This is a genomic window from Streptomyces viridifaciens, from assembly GCF_001888885.2.
Lineage (GTDB): Bacteria > Actinomycetota > Actinomycetes > Streptomycetales > Streptomycetaceae > Kitasatospora > Kitasatospora aureofaciens.
In genome coordinates this window covers 1,583,295-1,605,627 of sequence record NZ_CP090840.1, presented here as the reverse complement: position 1 = coordinate 1,605,627, position 22,333 = coordinate 1,583,295, and the positions used below count along the sequence as shown (strand labels likewise).

The following is a 22,333-nucleotide window of genomic DNA, read 5'->3' as shown; positions in this document are numbered from 1 at the left end:
AAACTACTCTCACCAAATGCCCTCTTAGATGGTGTCGACGTCGGAGCGCCGTTCCTCGTGTGCCTTGGCGTCCCCTGCCAGCTTGATCTCCGAGACTTTAAGAAGTCATCTCATTTGGGGATTCTCCGCAGGCAGATGACTGCTGCGGCGATGCTGGCGAACGCGGCGAAGTGCTCGCCCTTGCGTTCGTAGCGGCGGTGGAGGCGGCGGAAACCGTTGAGCCAGGCGACGGTGCGCTCGATCACCCATCGGTGTCGGCCCAGGCGCTGGGAGGAGTCGACGCCCCGGCGGGCGATGCGGGCCGGGATCCGGCGTCGTCGCAGGTAGGCGCGGATGAATCGGTGGTCGTAGGCCTTGTCGCCGTGGAGTTTGCCTGGCCTGCGTCGCCTGGGGCCGCGGCGCGAGCGGATGGGCGGGATGGCATCGGTCAGCGGGATCAGGGCCTGGCTGTCGTGGACGTTGGCGCCGGATATCGCGAGCGACAGGGGTAAACCGGTGCGTTCGGTGAGCAGGTGGATCTTCGACCCGTACTTGCCCCGATCGACAGGATTCGGACCTGTCAGGTCCCCCTTTTCAGGGCTCGCATGTTCACGGAGTCAACCGCGCAGCGCGACCAGTCCAGCTCGCCCCGTGCGCCGAGTTCGTCCAGGACGACCCGGTGGAGCTTGGCCCACACCCGTGCCTTGCTCCACTCGGCGAACCGCCGATGGGCAGTCGGCCCGGACGGGCCGAAGCAGGGCGGCAGTTGGGCCCACGTGCACCCGGAGGTTGCCACGAAGACGATCGCCGCCAACACCTCGCGATCCCCGTAACGGCGTCGGCCACCGCCCTGTGGCCGGGTCGGCGCCGCCGGCACCACCAACTGGAACAGCTCCCACAACTCGTCCGGCACCAGACGCTCCACGATCAGCACGCCCAGAGTCTAGCCATCCAAATGAGATGACTTCTAAGTCCGGACCACTTCCACGCGATCTTCGCCAGGCGGGTGGTGTCACAGCGGTTGTGCAGGTAGACGGTCGTGCTCCACACCCCCGGGTCGTACGACCACGCGATACAGCCGTCCACGCCCCGGTGCATGCTGCGGGTCTGGGCGTAGGCAGCGGGGCTGGACAGGCCGACGGTCAGCAGCACTGCGGCTGCCACGACGGCGGAGCGGGTGAGACGCATCAGCGCCCTCCTCATCTCGACGGGGGACTACTCGCTGCCGAACCCCCGGGCGGGCGGGCGCGTGACGGCCCGCCGCGTCCAATCGCCCGGTTGGCCGATCAGAGCAGGCCTTGGCACAGCGCCAGGTGCAGCAGGTCGATGGCGCCGTCGGCGCTCATGGAGAGCAGGGGCAGGCCGTCGTCGGCGTCGACGACGAGGTGCTGCCGACGAGTAGGCCCGATCCGTCCAGGCCGCCGACGTCCAGGCCGCCGACGTCGAGGATCGGGCGGCCCAGGTCCGGGCGGCGGGCGCGACCCAGCTGCTGCACAAGGCCAGTGCCAGCCGTCGAGGTGCGACGGGTCAGCCGGTCACGGTCATGGCGTGCCGGGTGAGCGCGTCCAGGAGGGCGGACTGCTGCTCGGTCAGCTTGCCGTCGATGCGGGCCTTGTCCTGTTTGCGCAGCCACGCGCCGGGCCTAAACGCCGGGTCGGCTTCGCTGCCGGTGCGGTTGGCGGGGCCGTCGAGGGTTCCGCCGGCGGCGAGGTAGGCGAGCAGGCGGCGGTAGGAGCGGTTCCAGTCCGGCTCCAGCCGCCACAACTCGTCCAGCGCGTCCAGCTTCGCCGCCTGGTCGGCGCCGAGGGCCTCGGCCTTGCGCTGGCGGCGCATCCAGGCGCCGACCGCGTAGCCGTCCAGCTTCTCCGTCGCCGGGATCGCCAGGTGGCCGTGGTGGGCGGCCCAGGCGCGGGCGTAGGCGTAGCCGCGTTCCCAGGCGTTGGCGTGCTTGGACCAGATCATGCCGAGCGCGTCCAGCTCCGAGACCCGAACGGCATCGAGCAGGCCCTGGCCGTTCAGGTAGCGCTGCCGGTCGAGCCAGGAGATCAGCTCGCCGTGCTCCGTCTTGTCGGTGGGGTCGAGGTGGCCGTGCCCCAGGTGGAACACGGCGGCGACGGCGTGCATACGCTGCCACTCGACCGCCCGCGGGTTGAACGCCCGCAGCTTCACCGTCTGGAGGATCCGCGCCGCGCGAGCGCGCCCTCGCCGACGCCCAGGAGCAGCACCCGAAGACCAGCGGCGCCGTGAAGAGCACCAGCACCGCCAAACAGGCCGGCAAGGAGTCTCCGGCGCGGAAGAGCACCAGCACGGCCCCCGCCAAGGCCGAGAGGACCGCCCTCGGCAAGCGGCCCGCAGGATGCGAGTGAGGGCGGCCGGGCTGTGTACGGGCCCGGCCGCTCGCAGGCTTCACCGTGCGGAGCCCAGGCGGGAGCGTGTCAGAAAGTTTCTGACACGCTCGCCGTTTTTTCAGTTGATCAGAGAGGACAACACGTCAGCGAAGGACATGGTCGTGTCGGGTTGGAGGCGCGTGGTTTCGCCTCGGAAGGACCGCACCTCCAGCCAGCTCTGCGGCGATGCCGTGGGCAGTACGTCCATGAGCTTCTGGAGGTCGACCGACCGATAGACCTTGAATTTCGGTGACGGTCGGTAGTGCGACGGCTGGATGTCGAAGCGCATGTCAACGGCGGGATACGGCGACCGTCCCCAGTCGCTGTAGGGCAGCGCGGCGTGACCGTGGATGCGGGCGTCTACCAGCACTTCCGGATCCTCGTCCCCGATCTCGCAGTTGAACACGGGGAAGGCTGTCGCGACCCGCGCTGCCGCTGCCGGATATGCAGCGCACGCGCGGCCCAGTGCCGGCGAGCAGAACAGCGCGTGATCGAAGGACCCGACTGGGCTCGGCAAGGCCACCTTGTGGTGGGACTGGCCGCCGAAGGCGAGGTCACGTCTGGTGCAGAGGAACTCCAGGAACCCGGCCACCACCGTGTCCTGGTGGCTGCTGGCTCGCACTGTGAAGCGGACCGCTCTGCGCCCCTGCTCACGCAGCACGTAGTACTCGAAGAAGCCCATCGGGTGATCGGGCGTGTGTGCGCGGCGGTAGACCTGGTCGAAGCCGTCGACCGGCAGGTACTGGGGTGCTGGCGCGTGGGGACCGGCAGACCCGGTGATGACGTCCAGCACCGGTGTCCCGGCCTCGGCTTCTGCCGGATCGCAGGGCGGGTCTACCTCGGTAAAGCCCTTGCGGATACGTTCGTTGATCTTGCGTGCTGCATGGCGCCGCGCCTGTTCCTCGTCGTCGAGGATCGTCGTGCTCCCCTTGCCCGAGGTGCGGTCAGAGCCCCAGCGAAGGAAGCAGCGGATCCCTTCCTGACGGATCTCCAAAAATTCGAGCGTGGCCTCTCGGCGTTCGAACCGCCGCCATGTGGTCATCGGGCCTCCCATGCCGCCTGCGGTAGGCCTGCGCCGGGACCGCACGCGGGTGACCCTATCGCTCGCCCGCGAGCTTGCTTCTCCGGTGGTCAGGACGCCAGGATGCGCATCCGTCCGCCCCAGCGGATGCCCTTCTCGCTGCGGATACGGGCACGCTCGCGCCGTTGGGCTGCGAGCACGTCGGGGTGGCGATCGAAGGCGCGCGACGGAAAGCGCAGACGGCCGGGCCCGGGAACGAGGGGGGTGCGTTCCACGCGGGCCCGGCCGGCGGGAGGCCAACCGCTACGGGTGCGTGCGGATCAACGGCGGGCGAAGGACGGATCATCATGCAGCCCGTGACAGCCCCAACAGCAGAGCAGTGGACTATCGTGCGGCGGTCGGTGGGAGTAACAGGCCGCCGCAGTGAGATCTCCAGCGCGGCCGGCTGGGAGATCCGGGAGGAGAACGGCCACTGGCGGGTCCGCACCGTCGAGTCCTACCGCAGGCGGCCGGCGACCCTCCTGACCGCTCGCCACGTTCGTGAGAACCAGTACGCCTTCCTAAGCGCTCTGCCCGAACAGGGCCCGACCCTCAGCGCGTCCACTGACAACGTGGTGACTCGGGCGGTGGATCGGCTGCGGGACCAGGACACCCTCGCCTCCGAAGTCGCACAGCGCACCCGGCACATGGTCGCCGACGTGATCACCGCCGAGGGCGTGCCGACGGGCTACCGGGGTGCGGACAGCATCAAGGAGCACTGAGCCCCACAAGCCCCAGGAGCCTCAGGGCGCAACCTCCTTGATGTGCTTGGCGATCGGGGCCGCGAGGTCCTTGATGTGCGGCAGCCGGTCCACGATGTTGTCGCCGTCCAGGAAGAGGATCTTGTCGCCGATCCGGACGGCGAGCACCTCCTGGGTCGCGTACGGGCCCTTAGGGGTGTTCACCAGGTCGATGGCCTCGTCGCCGAGGCCCGGCACCGGGGTGACGGTCACAGTGTGCGGCACCGGCTTCTTGTCCCAGTCCTGGCCGGTGTACGTCTTGCACTTGTCGGCGTACGCCCGGATGAGGTCCAGCTGCTTGACGGCGGTGCCGGGGAAGTAGGAACCCAGGTCGATCCGGGACTCGTTGTCGCCGTCGGACACCATCTCCATGGCGTGCGCGGTCTGGTAGCCGAGTCCGAGCGTGCCCCCGCTCGCGGTGGAGAGCCACGTGCAGGGGTTGTTCAGCAGCGTCGGGTTCGGCTCGTCCTCGAAGGCGTCGCCGGTGTCGGACTCGGTGTTGTCCTTCATCGTCCAGCCGGCTGGCAGGGTCGCCGAGGTGGGCAGCAGCGGCTTCAGCTGCCTGCCGCTCAGCGGCTTGGGGCCGCTCGGCGTGGCGCTCGGGCTGCTGACGACGGGCGAGGCGTTGCTGTCGATCGTCGGCGAAGTGCCGGCGGGTGAGGCGGAAGCGGCGGGCGAGGCGGCCGTGATGGACGGCGAGCTGCCGACCGCCGAAGGCGAGCCGCTGCCCGCCCACATCGAGCCGGACAAGTCCATGTTGTTGGACGCGCACCCCGCAAGGGCGACAACGGCCACGACGGCCACCGCACAGGCGGCGACCAAAGTTCTGGACGTGGACAAAAGGATCCCCCCGATCCTGGGCAGACGAACTGCGAGCGGAACGCACGGCGATTCGCGTACGTGCGGTGGTCATCCTGCCACGCGCCGCACCCGCCCCGTGCGTCAGCCCGTCGCCCACCGCGCCTCAGGCCGTCCGCAGCCGCTCGCGCCACCAGCCGACGGTTGCCTCGAGCTGCTGCTCCAGAGGGGTCGCCCGGAGGGTGAAGGCCGCCTCGTACGCGGAGGAGTCCATGACGAAGGGGCGGTCGAACTGGTAGCGGACCTCGCGCAGTTCACGCAGCAGGGGAGAGAACAGCCCGGCTGCGCCCAGCAGGACGGGGGACAGACGGCGCACCGCGACGGGGCCGGTGCCGGCCTCGGCGGCGAGGCGTTCGACCATGGCGCGCACCGGCAGGGCGGGGGCGGTGGGGACGTGCCAGGGGCGGCCCCAGGCGCGTTCCCCGGTGGCGAGTTCGGCCATCGCGCGGGCCACGTCGGACAGGTAGGTCCAGCTGTGCGGGGTGTCCGGGTCGCCGAGGACGGCGACCGGACGGCCCTTGAGCAGGTTCGGCATCGCGCGGGAGGCCAGGTGGCCGCCGTCGGTGACGCCGGGGCCGAAGAAGTCCGAGGCGCGCACCTCCACGGCGCGGATCCGCCCGGCCTCGTGCAGGGCCCTCGCCTGCTCCCAGCCCGCCGCCCGCACCCGGCCCTTGGGGCCGGTCGCGGCCGGCGGCAGGTCCTCGGTCAGCGGGCCCTCGACCGGGCCGTAGCCGTACAGGTTGCCGAGCATGACCAGCACGGCGCCGCTGTCCTCGGCCGCCGCGCACAGCGCGGAGGTGAGGGCGGGCCACTGCGCGGCCCACTGCGCCAGCGGCGGTGCGGCGCAGCCGTGGATCGCGACGGCGCCGCGGGCGGCCTGTGTCAGGCGGGCGGGATCGCTCGCGTCCAGGGCGAGGTGCCCGATGCCTTCGACGGCCGGCACCGCGAGCGCCACGGTCCGGTCCAGGTGGATCTTCACGCGGGGTAGGCCCGAGGCGGCTCAGTGGACGTCGATGGTGAACTGGCGCTTAGTCCGTTCCGGGCCGCCGGAGAAGGTCCCGCCCAGCTCGTCCCGGTACGCGACGTGCATGGTGACGGTGGTGCGGCCTGGGTTCTGGCCGGCCCGGAAGACGAAGTAGTAGTGACCGCCGGAATCCGCGCCGAGCGCGCCGGTCAGGTTGGCCAGACCGAAGTTCTGGACGTACTCGTCGCCGGCGGCCTGCACGAGGGCCGGGTCGGGGGCGGGGGTGGCCATGGTCCAGTTGTCGCCCGCCTCCCGGTTGGCGAACACCTCGATCGAGAACAGCTCGCCGGGTTTGACGGTGAGCTGGCCCGAGGTCTGGGTGAACACCGTGCCGTGGTCGAGTCTGCCGGTGGTCATCCGATGGATGGCCACTGCGCCCACGGTGACCGCGACGGCCAGCACCGCGGCCACCGCCAGCAGGATCCGCCGCCACCGCCGCTTCATGCGCTCACCTCCCGATGAGTGACGCGCAGCGCCAGCACGGCGGCGACCGCGTCGAGCCAGCGGGCGACGAGCTGGTCGCCCGCTGGGTTCTGCACGACCATGGCGGCGGCCGTCAGCCAGCCGCGCGCCACTGACGCTGCCGGGCCGGGAAGCGGCTCGGGCAGCCCGGCCGCGAAGCGGGTGCCGCCGGTGCGGACCACCTCGCCGAGGAAGACCAGGGCACGCGGCAGCACGCCGAGCCGGTCAACGGTGATCGCGGCGGCCACCGCGCCGTCACCGAACAGGGTGGAGCGGTGCCCTCCCGGGTTCGGCAGGCCGAAGCGCAGCAGGATCTCGACGTCCAGCTCGCCCAGCCGGCCGTCGCTCTGGGACTGTGGGGTGTTCAATTGGAACCTCACTCGGGCATTCGGACGCTGCGGACTTCGGGGTGCCTCTCGTCGGAGGCGCCTTGCATGTGGTTGTTGATGAAGTCGCTTTCACTGACCCAGACGGTGTAGCCCCAGGGGTTGTAGATCTCCAGCTGGTCGCCGCGGTGCGCGATGATCATCATCTGGTGGCCGTGGGGATTGAACAAGGTTCCGCCGTGGACGGACAGCGGGACGGGCTTGCCCTCATCGACCTTCTGCTCGATCTCGGCCAGCGCGTTCTGGCGCTTGTCATGGCTGTCGAGGTCCACGGTGTGGTACTGCGCGCCGGTGTGCTTGGCGATCTCGTCGTCGGCGACGTCCTTGGACTCCCAGTCGTACATCCCGTCCTGGCCCAGGTGCATCCAGGAGGAGCGGGTGTCGTAGACCCGGTCGGTCTCCTTCAACCATCGCTGGAGCGAGGCAGGTCCGTTGTCGTACGCCGGGTCGTCCGGGTGGCCGCCGGTGGTGAGCTGGAAGGCGTACAGCGGGTCGACCATCGCCCGGGCGGTCACTGTCGAGCCCGCCACGCAGGTGTTGAGCTGGCCCTGATCCCAGTTGACACCCTTGTAGCCGGTCCCCGCCGTCTGGGCTGAGACCGCTTCGAGCTGCACGGGGGCGATCCGCTCGGTGAGCCAGCGGGGGTCGTCGCCGTGCGCGTGGATCTGGTCGTCGAAGGCCTTGATCTCGTCGTAGCTGTGCCCGGCGGCCAGAGCCTTCATCAGGTAGGCGCGCTCCTCGGCCGACTTGCTGCCGGCCAGCAGATGGTCGAAGCGGGCCCGGTCGGCGTCACTCATCTTGTCCATGAACTGGCCGGCCCGCGTCACGTCGTTGGCTGTGAGGATGCCACCGTTGCCCTGGTTCCCGTCGAGGGCGGCATCGGCAATGACCAGCTTGTCCTCCGCGCCGAGCCCCTTGTTCTTGAACTTGCCGGCCAGCGCCTTGCCCGCCAGGGCATTCAATTCCCGCGAAGCGGCGCGGCCCGCGTTCTCGGCCTTCACCGCAGCGTCGTAGATCGACTTGATGCCCTCCTTCGCCTTCGCGTGGGCGCGGTGCATCTTGTCGTCGTCCCAGTGGAACGGGTCCGGCGCGCCGGAGACGGTGATGTCGTGCAGCAGGTTCAACGCCTCGCTCAGCGGCGCGGCGCCCTGGCCGTCCAGGGTCTGCGCCTCGCTCAGCGCGGAGGCCAGCGCCTTGAGCTGGTCCCGGCCCTTGCCCAGCATGTCCCGGCAGCGCCCGAGGTCGTCGGCGGAGGCCTTGACCACCTCAGCCGCCTTCTCGCCGACCTGCCCGGTCCAGGCGTCGGGCAGATGCTTCGAGCTGACCTGCGCCACCTTCATCTGGATCTGGTCCAGCTGGCTGCTGGCCGTGTTGTAGGCGGCGGCCAGTTCGCCGAGCTTGCCGGAGTCTCCCTTGGGAGCGGGCAGCTGCAGAGCGTCATGGACGGCGTACTTCAAGTCGCCCGCGCCCCACATGCCGTGGGACTCGTCGATGGTCTTCTGCAGCCTCTCGGCCTGTTGCCGCTGGCTGCCGCCCTTGTCGTCACCGAGCGGATGCGCATCGTGATCCGGCACGCTCAGGCCCCCTGCTGGTACTGCTGCTGGACGCCGTGGTCCGTCTGGGTGTAGTTGGCCGCGGTGGTGTGCACCTTGCCCCCGAGGTCCGACAGCGCGTCGACGTTCACCTGCAGCTCGTCCTGCCACGCCGACCAGAAGGCCTTCGCCGCGTCACCCGCGTACTGACCGAAAACGGCAGCGTCGGACATGCTGAGCTTTCCCAGGGTCTCCTTGACGCCACCCACGTCCCCACTGGCCGACACCAGCTTGTCGCCAGCGTCTCCGAGCTTCTCCGGGCGGGCACCGAACCCCCGTCCCGACGCCATCACTACCCATCGTCCCCCCACAATCCCCTGACACGGCCCGTAGACCGCCTGACAGCATAACGTCAACATCGCTGGTCAGTTGCCCAGTGCACGCAGGGAGCGGCATGCCGATGGGCCATGCCGAACGTCCCCTGCCATCAGCCCCGGCGTCGGCCGGGGGCACCTTACGGCGCGTAAGGCAGTCGTCGGTCGGGTGCGGTGAGTGGAGGCCAAGCCACTTGCCCGGACCTCCACAATGAATGCCGCCGCGGAGGCCGGCCGCACCGCGTACGGAAAAGACCCGGCCCATCATCATCCCCGGCCCCTGGAGGGTCGCGTCGCCCACTCCGGAAGGCGCTAGGCGATGACCGCATAGGTTCACCGACTTGCTTGCTCAGGCCGCGAGGGCGTGTTCACGTCCGTCTCCCCGAACCTGTCTCGCCCAGACATTCGGGCGAGACTCACCGTTCCGCCCGCGGTGGGGAGTATCCGGCCAGGGCAGCCGCCCCCGGCCTGGGCCAGCAGACTTGTCTCACCTACAGCGGCTGGCCAGGCTGAATCCAGGTCAGGTCGAGGGCAACGTCGCGCAGCGACTCTGGTGCTGCCACGGCGATGGTCTGGTCGCCGAGCTCGAGCACGGCTGCGAAGAAGCCACCCCGGATCACCGTACGGACGGTGTGCTCCTGGCCGTCGAGGCGCAGCACCGCCTCCCCGGTTGTGGCGGGGACAGGGTTCAGGAGTGTCTCGGCTGATGCACGGGGGTCGAGTTCGCCTTCGTCGAAGTTGGAGATCGTGTTGTTGAGAAGGTCCTCCAGGCGCGTGCGCGGCTTGGCCCTGAAGTGCTCTGGCGCCGGCCGGGTGGTGCGCACGCGGACGCGGTAGGAGCGCTGGTGGGTGTACTGGACGTCGACGTCGGTCAGGTAGTCGTCGATTCCTTCGCGGCCGAGCAGGATCGTCCACCCGGGCTCCGGGCGGGCCAGGGCCGCGATGGGTCGGCCGAACTCGCGCAGCGTCTCGTCGTGGGTGGGAACGGCGCGCCTGGGCTGGTCGGCTCCCGGCGGGATGCGGAACACGTGCTGTCCTTCCTGTCGGCGTGGGGCTTGTCCTGGCAGCCTGTCAGGACAAGCCCCACGCCGTTGGCGGTTTGCCGGATCAGAAGATGGCGTAGTGGACGATCACCGCGCCCGGTGCCGGGTAGCAGCTCGACCCGTCGTCGAGCGTGGCGTAGCTGGTGCTCTCGACCCAGGCCATGCCGTTGCTGGGCGACAGGCCGGGGACGTGCTTGTCGCCCTTCCAGCTCTGGCGCTCCAGCAGGCCGGCGGGGCCCCAGTGCTGGTGGCTGACGCCGCCGGAGTCGGACAGGCCGACCTCCCAGTAGTAGAAGATCGCCCGCTGGTTGGGGTTGAGGGTGAATCCAGTGGAGATGTCGACGCTGAGGTTGCCCACCGCGTTGCCGGACAGCCAGGCGGTGCCGCACTGCGGGTTGTAGTAGTCGCTGTAGTCGTCCGCGACGTCGTGGCCGGGCTTGGCGGCCGGCTTGATGCCCCACCGCGCGGCAGCGAGCTGCTGGGCAGCGGCGTCCTCGGCCTCGGTCGCGTTCTTCTTGACGGAGTACTCGAAGCCTTGGGGGCTGGTCTTGATCGCGTAGCCGTTGGCCTCGGCGACCGCCTTGTCGTAGCCCTTGAAGAGCATCCCGACCTCGATGCGGTCGAACAGACGGCTGCGGTACTGCAGTGTCAGCCGCAGCTGTCGCGAGCTTGCGAAGCATGGTGTTATCCCTCCCCGGCGGCCAAGCGGTCGCCTACGAAATCCATCCATGCTTCGCATAACTGTGTCGTTCGCACGGCGACCACTGTCCAGAACCATTCGCAAGCCGTCCGAAAGCGTCAGGTGCAGAACAGACGGTGGCGACGCCCCGCGGCGGGAGGCCGCCAGAGAGAGGAGGACCACGGCCGGCTGCTGGAGCGGGTGGCCGAGGCGATCGTCCAGGTGAGCAGCCGCGAGATCATCCCAGGCAGCGACGGCCTGCTCGCCGAGGAACTGCGCTACACCCTGGTTGCCGGCCGCGTCGTAGGTGTAGCTGGCCGTGCGCTTCAGTCCGCCGAGGCCGACTGCTGCTCGCCCTCCGCGGCCTCGCCCGCAGCCGGCTTGGCCACGGAGGGGTGTGCGGTGCCCTGCACGCGCCGGCCGGGACGGCTGAACGTGCTACCACACGAGGTGGACGTTCGCCAGACCGCCGTGAAGGGCGCAGAGGAAGGCATAGACGGCGAGGAACGGCAGGGTGACCGCGGCTCCCAGTCCCGCCGAGAACCAGAGGCGGTCGGTCTGCCGTGACGCCAGCCAGGACCAGCCCGCACCGGCTGCGGCCCCGGTGGCAGCCACGCCGGTTATGACCAGCGCCTCGAGCCCGAGCCCGGACTGGTGCGTGACCGAGTGGACGCGGACCAGGTATCCGAGCATCCCCAGCAGTCCGATCGGCACGAGCACGGCCAGGACCACGGAGCACCCGTGCACCTGCCGGCGGTACGGGTCGTTGTTGTTCATTGCCCCCCATTGATCGAGACGTCCGATTGTGACGTCGATGGCGTCGAGGCCGGGATTCTCCACGCGGCGGGCGCGGCAGCGTCAGGCGTCACGCGGCGTTCCCGTTCTGTCGGAGCAGCCCCCGCGGGCCGGTCTGGACCCCGCCCTGGTCCGCAGGCCCGCAGCCGGGCCCGCTCCAGCCCGGCACCGACCGGATTCCGCGTGGTGTCTGCCGCTACCGGTCGCTGCGTGTCCCCGCTCGCGGCGCTCTTCCAGCGTCAGGCCGGGGCGACGGAGACCGGGGCGCGCTCAGCTGGTGGGGGTCGTGATGGCCTTGGTGCGGGCCTCCTGGGCGGCCCGGGCGGCGAGGGGGTTGATGTCGGCTCGGCGAGCCCGCTGCATCGCGGTCAGGCGGTGGACCACCAGCATCGCGGCGATCGCCGCCACGAGCCGCAGGCCCGCCCCGCCGGCTTCTACCCAGATGCCGGTGCGCAGGTTTTCGAGGTCGATGGAGTCCATCTGGTCGGTGTGGCGGGTCAGCACGGCCGCGATCCGGCTGGCGACGACGGAAGCGACGAGGGCCGACCACCAGATGACGACGGTGGCCTGCGACGGCTGGCTGCGCCGTCCCTCGGCGTCCAGCGGCGCGCTGGCCCGCCAGCAGTCCGACATCAGCTGCCAGGGGATCCAGAGCTGGGCGATCGGGGTGAACCAGGCGCCGATGGTCCAGCCACGTCCCATGCGGTGCCCGTTGGGTGCGAGCAGATCGGCATTCTTGCGGGTGTGGTGGAACCAGATGATGAAGACCACCGCAGTGGCCAGCAGCAACGACGGGAGCAGTGCATCGAGGGTCCGCGCCACCGCCTTCAGGGGCTCGAAGTCCCCGGGGCCGACGTCATCAGCCCCGTCCAGTATCCGGCCGGTGAGCACGTTGGACCAGACATCCACCGTGATCAGCACCCCGGCCATGACGGCGTTCAGCCCGAGCAGGACGGACACCGCCGTGGCCAGGGCGTTCGCCGGCTTCAGCGCGGCGGCCCACCCGGGCGCCGCCTCCGCGCAGCCGAAGCACCGGCCGCTGTCCGTTCCCGCCGGACGCGTCCCGCACGCCAGACACACCATCGAATCGTCAACTCCTGGAATCGCCCGACGCGCCCGACGAAGAAGCACACCGGTACGCCCCCGCCCCGGACCGGAACGGAAGCGCCGACTCTAGGGGATAAGCAGCCCGCCAGCCAGCAGGTTCTCGCAGGTCAAGAGCGGTATCAGCAAATACCCGACACGTCCCTGGCTACCCGCAGGTCCCGTCACCACGGCCGAGCGCGAAACCCGACGCAGCGGTGTCTCCCGTCACCAGCGCCGCCGGCCGGGACCCCGACGTCACCCAGCGCGGCGCGGACCGCCTCGTGCAGCCGCACCCACACCCCTGCCCGCGACCAGATGACGAACCGGCTGTGAACGGTGGACTCGGAGACCCCGAAGCAAGGCGGCAGCGCATACCACGATCCACCGCTGGGGCAGCACGGAGTCGCGCAGATCACCCGGCCTCGACGAGGTTGTTCTGCCCTGACTGGTGCAGGGGCGCCACCGGACGCCGTCGTGGTGTCAGCTACCGAGGCTCTCTCCGACGTGGATGAGTTCCTCGTCCGAGAGGCGTGGGGGGCCGCCGGTGGTGACGACGAAGGTGTAGGTCCCGTCTGACCATGTCAGCGAGCGGGGTGAACCTTGGGAATTCGGTGGTGTGATGGTCGCGGGGTGGCCCTTGATGGTGGCGGCCCGGCCCTCCGGTGGTGTGCCGTTCCGGAGGATCTGGCTGATGATCAGGGAACCCTGCTCGGGGTCCGTTCCCAGGCGGTACCCGCTGGCCCAGGCCGGAGTGTCGGTCGGGAGCGGGGCCAGGCCGGGCAGCTGGGCCATCCTGCCTGCGGGGTAGGGGTAGTAGTTCTCCGGCAGGAACGCGGGCCGGTGAAGGTCGTGCTCGTCGAAGTGGACGGCGGGCCTGTCTGTGGCGTCGTTCAACGCCCTGGTGCCCAGCGGCTTGTTCAGGTGGGTCGTGATCTGCCCGATGCCACCCGGGTCGCAGAATCCCGGGGGGACCGTGTGGCGTAGGGATACCTTCACCGTGCCGGTGGACTCGCGCACCACGAGCTTGGGCTGCTTCTCGCAGCCCCAGCCGATGCTGAGTGTGAGGGTCTGGCCGTCGGAGCTGACCAGCAGCAGGTGGCCGGCCACGGGACCTTCGTAGACCTTCGTTTCAGGGTCCCGGTTCATCCACGCGTTGATCGCGAGCCCGCCGCCGAGAACGGCTATGGCGGCCGCGGCGGTCAAGCGATTCCGTTGTCCGCGCTTCGCTATCCGACGGACGGTACTTTGCATCACGGGCCCTCCCCGGTGGTCATGGTCATGCTGGCGGCACGGCGTGAATGCCGGGTTGATCCTCTACGGGTTGTCTGTTCTCAGGACCCGCGACGGGCCGTCGCGTCGGGCGGGACCGGGTCCTCGGAGGGGTCAGTTGCCGCGTGGTTCCTTGACCATGGCGTCGGCCACGAAGGCCGCCAGGCCGCCGGGCAGGGCAGCGTCGTGCGGATCGACGAACGAGCGGAGACCGCTGGCCTGCCAGCACTGCATGGAGCCGTCCGCAAGGCCAAACGTCGAGTTTGTCAGAGCCGTCTCGTGGTGAACAGGGTGGTCCCGTACACCGCGTCCACTTCCTTCCGATCGGTCTCGGTGAACCCGACCTTGGCCAGCACGCGGCGAGAAGCGGTGTTCCAGTCCCAGACCGTGGCCCACAGGCGTTCGAACCCAGACGATCTTGCCCAGTCCAGAACCGCCAACGATGCCTCAGTCGCGTATCCCTGGCGCCAGACTCGGCGTAGCAGCTCGAATGCCAGTTCCGGTTCCCCCGCCAGCCCTCGCCCGCTGTCGACCAGCCCGCAGTAGCCGATGACGTCGCGAGATGCCTTCCGCTCGATAGCCAGCAACCCGGTCGACCATAGCTGGTTGGTGCGGATCGAATCCTCGAGCTCCGCAACCGTGGGGTGTCCGTCCGCGTCGATTCGGCGGTGCGGCGGCACTCGTGGATCACGTTCGGTCCACAGCTCACGCTGGACGACAGCCTCGGCCACCCGCCAAGGTCTGAGCAGCAGGCGGTTCGTCTCGAGTACAATCTCGCTGCCCGGCGCGCCATCTGTCATGACAGCAACCATCTCACGGTCGAACGCACTGTCGTGCCACGGGACGCCATCGGTCCTGCCGATCGCGGACGCTCGATATGCGGGACCACCGAGATCCATCCCTGAGCGTCGTCTTGGACCTGCGTACGTTCGGCTGTACGCGGTGGGGCACGTTGACCTGTATGCCGGCAGCCAGCCCTGAAACCTCACCCGATCGATTGGGTGGGGCCGAAACTGCCTGGAACTTTCTCCTACTCACTCAGCCCGTCACCCGGTCGGCCCAGAAGTGGGGCCAGTAGACCTCGGAACGGTGGGGCCGAAATAGGTCCGTAGAGACAGGCGCTCACCCGGCACAACTCAGGCCTGGGGAATCAGTGCATACCGCTCGTCGTCACGGCCATCTCGGCGGTGATAGCCCACCGTTCGTGGTCTCTCCACGCGCCGTTGATGAACTGGAAGGCGGTCGAGTAGCCCTCTCGTTGGAAGCCCAGACGCTTGACGAGGTTCAACGAGGGCGCGTTGTCCGGCTGGATGTTCGCCTCCAGCCGGTGCAGTCCCAGCTCACCGAAGGCGAGCTGCAGGACAAACCGCAGGCCCTCGGCCATATAGCCACGGCCGGTCGTCGATGCGTAGGCGGTATAGCCCAAGGTCCCGCTCTGGATCGTGCCCCGGACGATGTTGTTGATGTTGACACCGCCCACGATCGCGCCCGTGCTCTGCAGACAAATGACGAAGCCTTCATGGGCGGGTTGCTCAATCCGAGCAAGGTAGCTCTCGAAAGCCTCCACCGTGTCCTCGCGAGCTGACAGCCACCGACTGAGCATCTCAATGCTCTCTCTGGCCAGCGCCGTGAGCTCTTCATAGTCCTGGCGGCAGACATGACGAATGGCCACACGTGGCCCCTGCGCGAGGTAGTAGGCGGTGGAAGGCATCAGAGAATCCTATGCAGCCGTCGCAGACGAGCACTCAGCAGGCTGTCGAGTAAGTCCCCGCGCCCGGTTCAGAAACAGCCGCTGCCCCGGATACACGATTCCCGCCCGAACGCGCCGGCTCACGTCCGGCGGTGGCGTCCGGTGGGCCGGGCCGGGCTGGCGGTGCCCGGGTTCAACGACGTACCACCCCGCCGAACACCGGGCCGTCCCCGGCGGCCCAGCCGGGGACCACGAAGGCCGCCAGGCCGCCGGACAGCGCCTAGGCTGTCCCGTCGAGGACGAAGTGACGAGGAGCCGGACGAAGTGAAGCGCCTGGGGTGGGTGGCGGCCGTGCTGGCGACGGCGGCCGCGGTGAGCGGATGCGGCGGCGGGGGCGGGCAGGGGATGACGGGCCCGGGGCAGGCAGGGCAGCAGGTCGCGCGGGAGGACGCGGACCAGCCGCGCCCCTACCGGCTGACGCTGCCGGAGAGCCTGGGGCACGGCCGTTACGCCGGCTCCCACGACGCGGCGCCGGTCGACCCGAGGCTGGCGCAGGTCATGGCGGACCAGATCGAGGGCGCCACCGCGGTGTTCGGCTGGTACCAGTCGGCGCCCAAGGACCGCGACGGCGCGCTCGCGATCGGCGTGACGGGCCTGTACGGCACCGTACGGAGCCCGGCGACGGCGCTCGAGCAGTTCCAGAGCGTCCTGGACGGGCGCGACAACGTCCAGGGCTTCATCGTCGGCCCGCGGTCGATCACGCCGCCCCGCTCCCGGGAGCCGCTCCGCTGCCGGATCGTCCTGGTGCGGACGGGGGGCGTCGACTTCCGGCGGGCGGAGTGCAGCTGGGCGGACGCCTCCGCCGTGGTGGTGGTCAGCGAGCCGCTGCGGGAGGCCGTCCGGCCGGAGAGCGTGGACCTGGACGCCCTGGCCGCCGAGGTGGCCGCCGTGCGCGAGGACGTCCGGGCGCCCGCTAGCTAGCTAGCGCCGCAGGCCGCCCCGACCCGACGGCGCACCACCACCCCACCCCCACCACCAGGAGGACAGGGGCGCCTGCCACGTCCGACGGCGGCGACACCCCCAGACCAGCGGCGCCCGGGACATCAGCAACGTCCGCGCGCACCGGCCGAACCCGAACCCGTCCACGCCGTGCCCGCCCAGCCCCGAGCTACCCTGCCTGACTCCCCCGGCTCCGCTGGCAGCCGGGCTGCTGGTGAAGCCACGCCCGCGCGGCGGCCAGCACCCGGTCCCGGTCGCCGCCCACGGCCGCGGCGGGGTCGTTGACCACCTCTTCGTCAGGCCGGATCGGAGCGTTGTACGTGCGGCCGGCGCGGTCGACGTCATCGGCGGTGGTGAGGACCAGGGTCGCTCCGTCGGACAGGTGGTAGACCATGTTCCCGGTGGGAACGCCGTAGGTCGGCTCACCGAAGAAGCGGGCGTCGGCACGGCCACGGAAGGCGACCGCGACCGCCTCGCCGGAACTGCCGGTCCGGTGGCCGGTCAACACGGCCACAGGCGCAGCGCTGCGGGTGATCGGTTCGCTGTCCGTCCAGCCCACGGGCTCGCCGTCCGCGTAGGCGTTGCCGTGCTGGATGGACCACGTCGAGCGGTTGCCGTCGGCGTCCACGAAGCCCCCCGCCGGTCCGTCGCCCAGCACCGGCCCCAGGACTGCCAGCATCGGCCACATGTTGCCTCCGCGGTCGTCGCGCAGGTCCACGATCCAGCCGCAGGCGCCGTCGGCCGTCGCGACGGCCGCCCGGCCCTGTCGCACGTACGCGTCGTAAGTCTGCTGTGTCCCCTGGACCTGCGGCAGCGAGACGTAGCCCAGGCCGTCCTCCAGAGCGCGGCCCGTCAGGCCCTCGAAAGATAACGTGGTGGCTCCCAACCTCGCCCCGGACTGTTGCGGATCGAGGAAGAAGCTGTGTCCGTCTCCCAGGGAGTTCAGCGCCCAGGCGATGACCCCGTAGGTGTCGGACGCCGTCCGCGCGCCGTGCGCCTGCTCCAGCACCCGCCGCCGCAGCTGAGCCCAGTCCACCCGGTGACGCATCACGGATTGCTGCTCCATCAGGTCCAGCACCTTCGTCAGGTAGGTCCGGGCCCCAGGAGACATGCCGTCGTCCGGGTCCTGCGACAGCCCGCTCGCGGACCCGGCCACCGGCAACAAAACCCCCACAGCCACCCCCAGGGCAGCCAGACGCAGCAAGCGTTTCCGTGCCATGCGTTCCCCCCACCGTTCCCCACGGCGTCGCGGGGCGTGCACCACTGTAAGAAGCGATTCCCAAACCGAGGGTAGGGTCACGCTTTCCCAGGTGAGGTGTGTGGCCGCCACTCGGTAGGCACGCTCGGAGCGTCGTGTCGGTGCGGGGCGTGGTCGGAGGTGGCGGATGCCGTCGGTGCTGGGAGTGCTGGAGAGGCGCGAGCGGGTGGCGTTGGCCCGGGCGGAGGAGCTGCGGGCCGAGTTGGAGGGGCTTCAGGCCGCCGTGGCCGAGGCGGATGAGGCCGCGCGGCGCGCGGTCATCGCGCGGGAGGAGACCGTCGCTGCCTTGGGCGAGTTGGCCGATGAGGCCGCGGTGCCCTGGGCGCCGGTCGGCGCCCCGGTGGTGGAGCCGGTTGTGGGCGTGGTCGGGCCGCGGGTCGAAGTGCCCTTCTGGAGCGAGGGGTTGGGGATCGATGCGCTTGCGCCGGACTGTGCGCGGATCGTGGCCCTGGTCGAGCGCGATGCGGCCGGTGGTGGGGACGGGGTGCGGGCTCGGGCGATGCGCGAGGATCTGGGTTGGCCTGCGAGTGACGCGAGGGAGCAGGCGGCCCGGTTTCGGGCGAAGCGGCTGGCGGAGCGGGGCTGGTTGAGCGAGGGGCGGCCGGGACTGTTCAGGCCGCGGGCCGCTTGAGGCGGCGGGGTGCCGGGGCGCCGGAGCGGGCCAGGCGGCGGGTGGCCGGGATGCTCGCGGCCCACCAGGCCATCGCCTCGGCGCTGTCGATGCGGGTCTCGTAGTCCCGGACCAGGCGCCGGGCCCGGATCAGGTGGGAGAAACTGCGCTCCACGACCCAGCGGCGCGGCAGCACCACGAACCCCTTGGCGTCGTCGCCGCGCTTGACGACGGTCAGCGCGAGGGCCAGGACCGCGTGGGCGAAGGCGACCAGCCATCCTGTGTAGCCGCCGTCGGCCCAGACCAGGGCGATGCGGTGGTGTTCGGCGCGCAGTTGTTCAAGGAGGTCACGGCCGGCGTCGTTGTCCTTGACCGACGCGGCGGTGACGATCACCACCAGCAGCAGGCCCAGGGTGTCCACGGTGATGTGTCGCTTGCGGCCGTTGATTTTCTTCCCGGCGTCGTAGCCGCGGGTGGCCGCGCCGACGGTGGCATCGGCCTTGACCGACTGCGAGTCGATGATCGCGGCGGTGGGTGCCTCCTTCTTGCCGGCCAACTCTCGCAGTATCTTGCGCAGTCGGCCGTAGAGTTCCTTGATGAGGTGGTTGTCGCGCCAGCGGCGGAAGAACCGGTAGACGGCCCGCCACTTGGGGAAGTCGGCGGGCAGGCTGGCCCAGCGCACACCCTCGGCGACCAGGTAGCGCACCGCGTCGAGCATCTGGCGGTGGCAGAAGCCCTCCGGGCGGCCCCCTTGCCCGTTCATCCAGGCCGGGACCGGCAGCAGCGGCCGGACGACCACCCACTCCGCGTCGGTGAGGTCGGAGCCGTAGCGGCGGGCCCGGTCCGGCTGGTCGGCGGCATTCCCGAGCAGGTGTGCGAGGCAATCGCACGACATGCCGGAGCTGGACGCGGACGGAGGAAGCACGCCACAGTGGGACACCAGGGCCTCCTGATGGTTCGTTGACTCGACATCACCGAACTGCGCAGGAGGCTCTTCTCCTATGCGCCGACCGCGGAGCGATCACCCGAACGAGACCGACGCGCGCGGAAGTTCGAGCGGCAGCCGTGTCCCTCGGTTTGGGAATCGCTTCTCACCGCTGGAGGTCCCAGGCCAGTGCCAGCACGGCCCCAACCGGCAAGGCGAACATGCCGACCAGAATGCGGTTGCGCCAGGTGTACGGGAGCCCGGCGACGGCCGGATAGGCCAGCAGAGAGGCCGCCGCGAGGACGTCGAGCACGAAGACGACGGCCGGCGGGTGCAGGGGGTGTGAACTGGCCCGGTTGGCCCAGCCGGTGACGACCTCGAAGCTGGAGAGCAGGACGACCACCGAGGCCAGCACGTTGGGCACGGGCGCCAACGCGGCGTGCGGAGTCATGCCGTCGGGTCGGAGCCGTGCCACGGCGACCAGTAGCCCGACGCTGAACACGACCGCCAGGACGGGCACCACGACGAAGATCAACGGTTCCTCCAGTGGATCGACGCGACGGCGCTGACCGCCGCGGGCAGTAGGACGGCGAGGAGGAGCAGGGAGACGAGGACGACGGACAGGTCCGCGGGTTCCCGGGTCCACGGCTGCGAGGTGTGCGGCGCGGCGCCGGCGGTGCCAGCGGTCGGGTTCGCGGCACCGCCGGGCGCGGTGGGGCTCGGTGCCGCCGTGGCGGGGGTGGTGGGTCGGCCGGCGGGTGTGGTAGCGGATCCCTCGTGGGCGTTCGGCTGGGTGGCCGCCGCAGCCGGGCTCGGAACCGGGACCGAAGCCGGATCCGGGGCGGTGGGCGCGGGGTGTCGCTGGATCGGCGCTGGTCTGGAGAGGGGCGGGGCCGGAAGGGCGGGGGGTCGCGCGGTGGGGTGGGCCGAGGACGGCGGGGCCTGGCTCGCCGACGGGCTCGGCGAGGCCTGCGGCGTGGGGCTTGGCGAGGCCTGCGGCGTGGGACTCGGCGCGGTGGTCGCGGGCGGGGTGGTGGCCGACGGCGGCGTCGGCTCCGGGCTGGGACAGCCGGGCGTCGGGGCCGGTGTCTGCGTCCCGATGCCCGGAACCCCTGCGGCGGTGCGGGGCGAGAGAAGGTCAGGCACCGCTGTTGACCTGGAGCGCGGCCTCCACCCCGGAGGCCACGGCCCCGGCGATCCAGGCATGGTAGCGGGGCTGGCAGTGGTCTCCGGCGAAGTAGAGCCGGCCGTCGACGGGGGTGGCGACGTGCGGCCCGAGAGTGGTCAGCTGTCCGGGGGTCTCAATGACCGCCTCGCCCAGTGCCCACCGGTTGCGCAGCCAGGACTGCGACACCGAACGGTGGGTGGCGAACTGCCGGATCCGGTCGCCGTACAGGGCCGCGAGGTGGTCGAGGGCCTCGGTGTGCCGGTCGTCGGGGGCGAGGGCGTCGAAGCGCATCGCGTCCTCCGCCCAGTTGTAGGCGGCGAGCACGACGCCGCCGGGTGCGCCCTGGTCGCTGGGGTGGGAGGGGAAGTAGACGAAGCGGCAGGCCTCGTCGCTCACGCAGCCGCCGCCCACGGCCGGCCGGGCGGGCCCGTGGGGCGCCGGGCGGTACGCGTCGCCGGTCCGGCTGCGCCAGGTGTCCTCGTCCCACTCCCACCAGCGCTCGGTGAACTCCAGCAGCACCTTGTGCGCGGTGTCGTGGTGCAGTTCGTTGATGGCCCGCCGCTTCCCGTACGGCAGCAGCGGGTCGAAGTCGACGTGGCGCAGCGCGGCGAACGGCACGGCGAGGACCACGGCGTCGGCCCGGTACTCGTGCACGGGCGTGCCGATGGCGCCGGCGCACGCCTCGTCCTCGGGGCCGGTCTCGGGCGCGGCGAGGACGGTCACGCGGCCGGATGGCTCGAGCACGACCTTGGTGACCACGCGGTCCTGTTCGATCGGCAGGTCCTGGGCCAGGGCGGTGGTGAGGGCGTCCGTGCCGCCGGTGAACTCGAAGTAGGTGACGGCCGGGTTGATGTCGACGGCGTCCAGGGCGGAGTGCAGGAACCCGTAGGAGAGCCGGCTGGTGAGGTTCTCCAGGGTGCCGACCGCCTGGATCTGCGGTTCGTCCCAGTGCGCGATGTCCGTCAGGTAGCGTCGCAGGGAGTAGCCGTCCAGGTCGTGCAGCAGCCGGGCCATGCCGTCGACCCGCTCCTCGATGGGCTTGTCCGACCAGGTGCCGTCCGGGTTCCTGGTCTGGGTGTAGGAGCGGGCGGTGGCCAGCGCCTGGTCGAGGGCGGCGGCCGAGGTCTGCCCGCTGTCCCAGCCGAAGGACTTGTTGACCGGCCGCGGGTCGGCGGCGTAGACGGCCTTGGTGACGGTCTGCCCGTTGACGTGGATCAGCCGCGAGCCGAGGGCCGGCGGCGCGGCGTACGGCGGCCGCGTTCCGGTGCTGAAGGTCTCGCCCGTCCAGGAGGTGTAGACGATCCGGCTGTCGCCCGAGGTGAGGTCGGGCGTCGGGTCGGTATCGACGAGGTGGAAGGGGCGGCGGGCGACACCGAGCCGGTCGGCGAGCGCGAGGGTGAGGGCGTGGCTGGACGGGATCCGCATGGCGCCCGCCTCCGCCCGCAGCCGCGGATCCTGCCAGACCTCGCCCCGGAAGGTCTTCACCCGGCCGCCGACCCGGTTGCGGTTCGCCTCCAGTACGCGTACCCGGTGCCCGGCCGCGCGCAGCAGGCGGGCGCAGACCATCCCGGCCACCCCGGCACCCACCACCAGCACGTCGCGTCCGTGGGCCGCTCGCAGCGGGGTCTTCCCGGTGAGGAGCCTGAGGTAGTGCAGCGTCAGGTCGTTGTAGGACTCGTCGGTGAGCAGGATCCGGCGGGCCATCGCCAGCGAGTTCGCATCCTGCGCGGCATCGCGCACCGGTGCGCCGGGGTGCGTGGTTCCGGAAAAACCGGTGATCGAGCCCGCGGCCGCGACGGAAGCCGCGGCGGAGAAGAGAGACCTTCTGGTGATCATGGCCAACAGACTGGCAGGCGCGGGGATGGCCGCCCCGGCAGTCAAGTGGGCCTCACCCGAACGGCTTGCGGGCGCGCACGAACAAGGGCTCGCGAATTCGGAAATCGGTGGGTCGTTCGGATGCAACGGCGTCCCAGCGTGAGCCGTCATGGTCGCGTGGTCGGCCTCGCCGC

26 protein-coding genes and 1 pseudogene are annotated in these 22,333 nt (G+C 70.6%); 4 read left to right on the top strand and 23 right to left on the bottom strand.

Annotated features, from left to right (window positions below; all coding sequences use genetic code 11):
• Positions 1-110: 110 nt before the first annotated feature.
• The 4 genes from BOQ63_RS06880 to BOQ63_RS06865 form a co-directional block, all read right to left on the bottom strand.
• A protein-coding gene (locus BOQ63_RS06880) for an IS5 family transposase (RefSeq protein ID WP_167395688.1) occupies positions 111-907 on the bottom strand; the annotation gives its coding sequence in 2 pieces (ribosomal slippage) (positions 111-571 and positions 571-907; 798 coding nt in all).
• Complete coding sequence (locus BOQ63_RS06875; RefSeq protein ID WP_072653710.1) at positions 907-1,167, bottom strand: hypothetical protein; 261 nt, start codon at positions 1,165-1,167, stop codon at positions 907-909. Before BOQ63_RS06875 ends, BOQ63_RS06880 begins: the two co-directional genes overlap by 1 nt.
• A gap of 154 nt (positions 1,168-1,321) precedes the next feature.
• Positions 1,322-1,474 (bottom strand): hypothetical protein, encoded by a 153-nt coding sequence (locus BOQ63_RS06870; RefSeq protein ID WP_167395668.1) that lies wholly within the window; start codon positions 1,472-1,474, stop codon positions 1,322-1,324.
• A gap of 32 nt (positions 1,475-1,506) precedes the next feature.
• Entirely contained in the window at positions 1,507-2,148 is a 642-nt protein-coding gene (locus tag BOQ63_RS06865) for a helicase associated domain-containing protein (protein WP_223886198.1), read from the bottom strand.
• 74 nt (positions 2,149-2,222) lie between these two features.
• Between BOQ63_RS06865 and BOQ63_RS06860 the strand changes: the two genes are divergently transcribed.
• Positions 2,223-2,345 carry a hypothetical protein gene (locus tag BOQ63_RS06860; RefSeq protein WP_318299398.1) on the top strand — a complete coding sequence of 41 codons (123 nt, stop codon included), beginning with the start codon at positions 2,223-2,225 and terminating at the stop codon, positions 2,343-2,345.
• Positions 2,346-2,445: 100 nt separating this feature from the next.
• On the opposite strand, the gene BOQ63_RS06855 is transcribed toward BOQ63_RS06860, so the two are convergent.
• Positions 2,446-3,408, bottom strand: a complete 963-nt coding sequence (locus BOQ63_RS06855) for a WGR domain-containing protein (protein WP_223886197.1) — start codon at positions 3,406-3,408, stop codon at positions 2,446-2,448.
• A gap of 326 nt (positions 3,409-3,734) precedes the next feature.
• On the opposite strand from BOQ63_RS06855, the gene BOQ63_RS06850 reads away from it, so the two are divergent.
• Complete coding sequence (locus BOQ63_RS06850; RefSeq protein ID WP_072653707.1) at positions 3,735-4,148, top strand: hypothetical protein; 414 nt, start codon at positions 3,735-3,737, stop codon at positions 4,146-4,148.
• Positions 4,149-4,169: 21 nt separating this feature from the next.
• Here the strand turns inward: BOQ63_RS06850 and BOQ63_RS06845 are convergent, their stop codons facing one another.
• From BOQ63_RS06845 to BOQ63_RS06780, 14 genes and pseudogenes are all read right to left on the bottom strand, one after another.
• Positions 4,170-4,961 (bottom strand): hypothetical protein, encoded by a 792-nt coding sequence (locus tag BOQ63_RS06845; RefSeq protein WP_143174656.1) that lies wholly within the window; start codon positions 4,959-4,961, stop codon positions 4,170-4,172.
• 169 nt (positions 4,962-5,130) lie between these two features.
• Entirely contained in the window at positions 5,131-6,003 is an 873-nt protein-coding gene (locus tag BOQ63_RS06840; RefSeq protein ID WP_150476332.1) for an NAD-dependent epimerase/dehydratase family protein, read from the bottom strand.
• 21 nt (positions 6,004-6,024) lie between these two features.
• On the bottom strand, positions 6,025-6,492 hold the full coding sequence (locus BOQ63_RS06835; RefSeq protein WP_072653704.1) for a protease inhibitor I42 family protein: 468 nt from the start codon (positions 6,490-6,492) through the stop codon (positions 6,025-6,027).
• The gene (locus BOQ63_RS06830) at positions 6,489-6,878 is read right to left on the bottom strand and encodes a hypothetical protein (RefSeq protein ID WP_191093638.1); all 390 of its coding nucleotides are present in this window, start codon (positions 6,876-6,878) and stop codon (positions 6,489-6,491) included. Before BOQ63_RS06830 ends, BOQ63_RS06835 begins: the two co-directional genes overlap by 4 nt.
• Before the next feature lie 8 nt (positions 6,879-6,886).
• The gene (locus BOQ63_RS06825) at positions 6,887-8,470 is read right to left on the bottom strand and encodes a hypothetical protein (RefSeq protein WP_072653702.1); all 1,584 of its coding nucleotides are present in this window, start codon (positions 8,468-8,470) and stop codon (positions 6,887-6,889) included.
• 2 nt (positions 8,471-8,472) lie between these two features.
• On the bottom strand, positions 8,473-8,778 hold the full coding sequence (locus BOQ63_RS06820; RefSeq protein ID WP_072653701.1) for a type VII secretion target: 306 nt from the start codon (positions 8,776-8,778) through the stop codon (positions 8,473-8,475).
• A 515-nt stretch (positions 8,779-9,293) separates the two neighbouring features.
• The gene (locus BOQ63_RS06815; RefSeq protein ID WP_072653700.1) at positions 9,294-9,830 is read right to left on the bottom strand and encodes a hypothetical protein; all 537 of its coding nucleotides are present in this window, start codon (positions 9,828-9,830) and stop codon (positions 9,294-9,296) included.
• Between the two features lie 79 nt (positions 9,831-9,909).
• Complete coding sequence (locus tag BOQ63_RS06810) at positions 9,910-10,449, bottom strand: hypothetical protein (protein WP_072653699.1); 540 nt, start codon at positions 10,447-10,449, stop codon at positions 9,910-9,912.
• A gap of 513 nt (positions 10,450-10,962) precedes the next feature.
• Positions 10,963-11,301 carry a hypothetical protein gene (locus tag BOQ63_RS06805; RefSeq protein ID WP_072653698.1) on the bottom strand — a complete coding sequence of 113 codons (339 nt, stop codon included), beginning with the start codon at positions 11,299-11,301 and terminating at the stop codon, positions 10,963-10,965.
• A 288-nt stretch (positions 11,302-11,589) separates the two neighbouring features.
• The gene (locus BOQ63_RS06800; RefSeq protein ID WP_072653697.1) at positions 11,590-12,402 is read right to left on the bottom strand and encodes a DUF4328 domain-containing protein; all 813 of its coding nucleotides are present in this window, start codon (positions 12,400-12,402) and stop codon (positions 11,590-11,592) included.
• Between the two features lie 248 nt (positions 12,403-12,650).
• A pseudogene (locus tag BOQ63_RS06795) lies at positions 12,651-12,794 on the bottom strand (IS5/IS1182 family transposase); the annotation flags it as partial.
• Between the two features lie 91 nt (positions 12,795-12,885).
• Positions 12,886-13,608 (bottom strand): hypothetical protein, encoded by a 723-nt coding sequence (locus BOQ63_RS06790; RefSeq protein ID WP_072653696.1) that lies wholly within the window; start codon positions 13,606-13,608, stop codon positions 12,886-12,888.
• A 332-nt stretch (positions 13,609-13,940) separates the two neighbouring features.
• Positions 13,941-14,474 carry a GNAT family N-acetyltransferase gene (locus BOQ63_RS06785; protein ID WP_191093637.1) on the bottom strand — a complete coding sequence of 178 codons (534 nt, stop codon included), beginning with the start codon at positions 14,472-14,474 and terminating at the stop codon, positions 13,941-13,943.
• Positions 14,475-14,824: 350 nt separating this feature from the next.
• Positions 14,825-15,385, bottom strand: a complete 561-nt coding sequence (locus BOQ63_RS06780; protein ID WP_072653694.1) for a GNAT family N-acetyltransferase — start codon at positions 15,383-15,385, stop codon at positions 14,825-14,827.
• A 303-nt stretch (positions 15,386-15,688) separates the two neighbouring features.
• Here BOQ63_RS06780 and BOQ63_RS06775 point away from each other — a divergent pair, with 303 nt between their 5' ends.
• Complete coding sequence (locus tag BOQ63_RS06775) at positions 15,689-16,345, top strand: hypothetical protein (RefSeq protein ID WP_072653693.1); 657 nt, start codon at positions 15,689-15,691, stop codon at positions 16,343-16,345.
• Between the two features lie 187 nt (positions 16,346-16,532).
• Here BOQ63_RS06775 and BOQ63_RS06770 read toward each other — a convergent pair whose 3' ends face one another.
• Positions 16,533-17,429, bottom strand: coding sequence for a S41 family peptidase (locus BOQ63_RS06770; protein WP_223886196.1), 897 nt, complete (start codon positions 17,427-17,429; stop codon positions 16,533-16,535).
• 319 nt (positions 17,430-17,748) lie between these two features.
• Between BOQ63_RS06770 and BOQ63_RS06765 the strand changes: the two genes are divergently transcribed.
• A complete protein-coding gene (locus BOQ63_RS06765; RefSeq protein WP_072653692.1) occupies positions 17,749-18,252 on the top strand; it encodes a hypothetical protein in 504 nt (167 codons plus the stop codon).
• Here BOQ63_RS06765 and BOQ63_RS06760 read toward each other — a convergent pair.
• From BOQ63_RS06760 to BOQ63_RS06750, 3 genes are all read right to left on the bottom strand, one after another.
• Positions 18,233-19,126: an IS5 family transposase gene (locus tag BOQ63_RS06760; protein WP_223886195.1), complete on the bottom strand. Its 894-nt coding sequence runs from the start codon at positions 19,124-19,126 to the stop codon at positions 18,233-18,235. The two genes, BOQ63_RS06765 and BOQ63_RS06760, sit on opposite strands and share 20 nt — an antisense overlap.
• A gap of 196 nt (positions 19,127-19,322) precedes the next feature.
• Positions 19,323-19,691, bottom strand: coding sequence for a hypothetical protein (locus tag BOQ63_RS06755; protein WP_072653691.1), 369 nt, complete (start codon positions 19,689-19,691; stop codon positions 19,323-19,325).
• A gap of 603 nt (positions 19,692-20,294) precedes the next feature.
• On the bottom strand, positions 20,295-22,160 hold the full coding sequence (locus BOQ63_RS06750) for an NAD(P)/FAD-dependent oxidoreductase (RefSeq protein ID WP_072653689.1): 1,866 nt from the start codon (positions 22,158-22,160) through the stop codon (positions 20,295-20,297).
• Between the last annotated feature and the right edge of the window lie 173 nt (positions 22,161-22,333).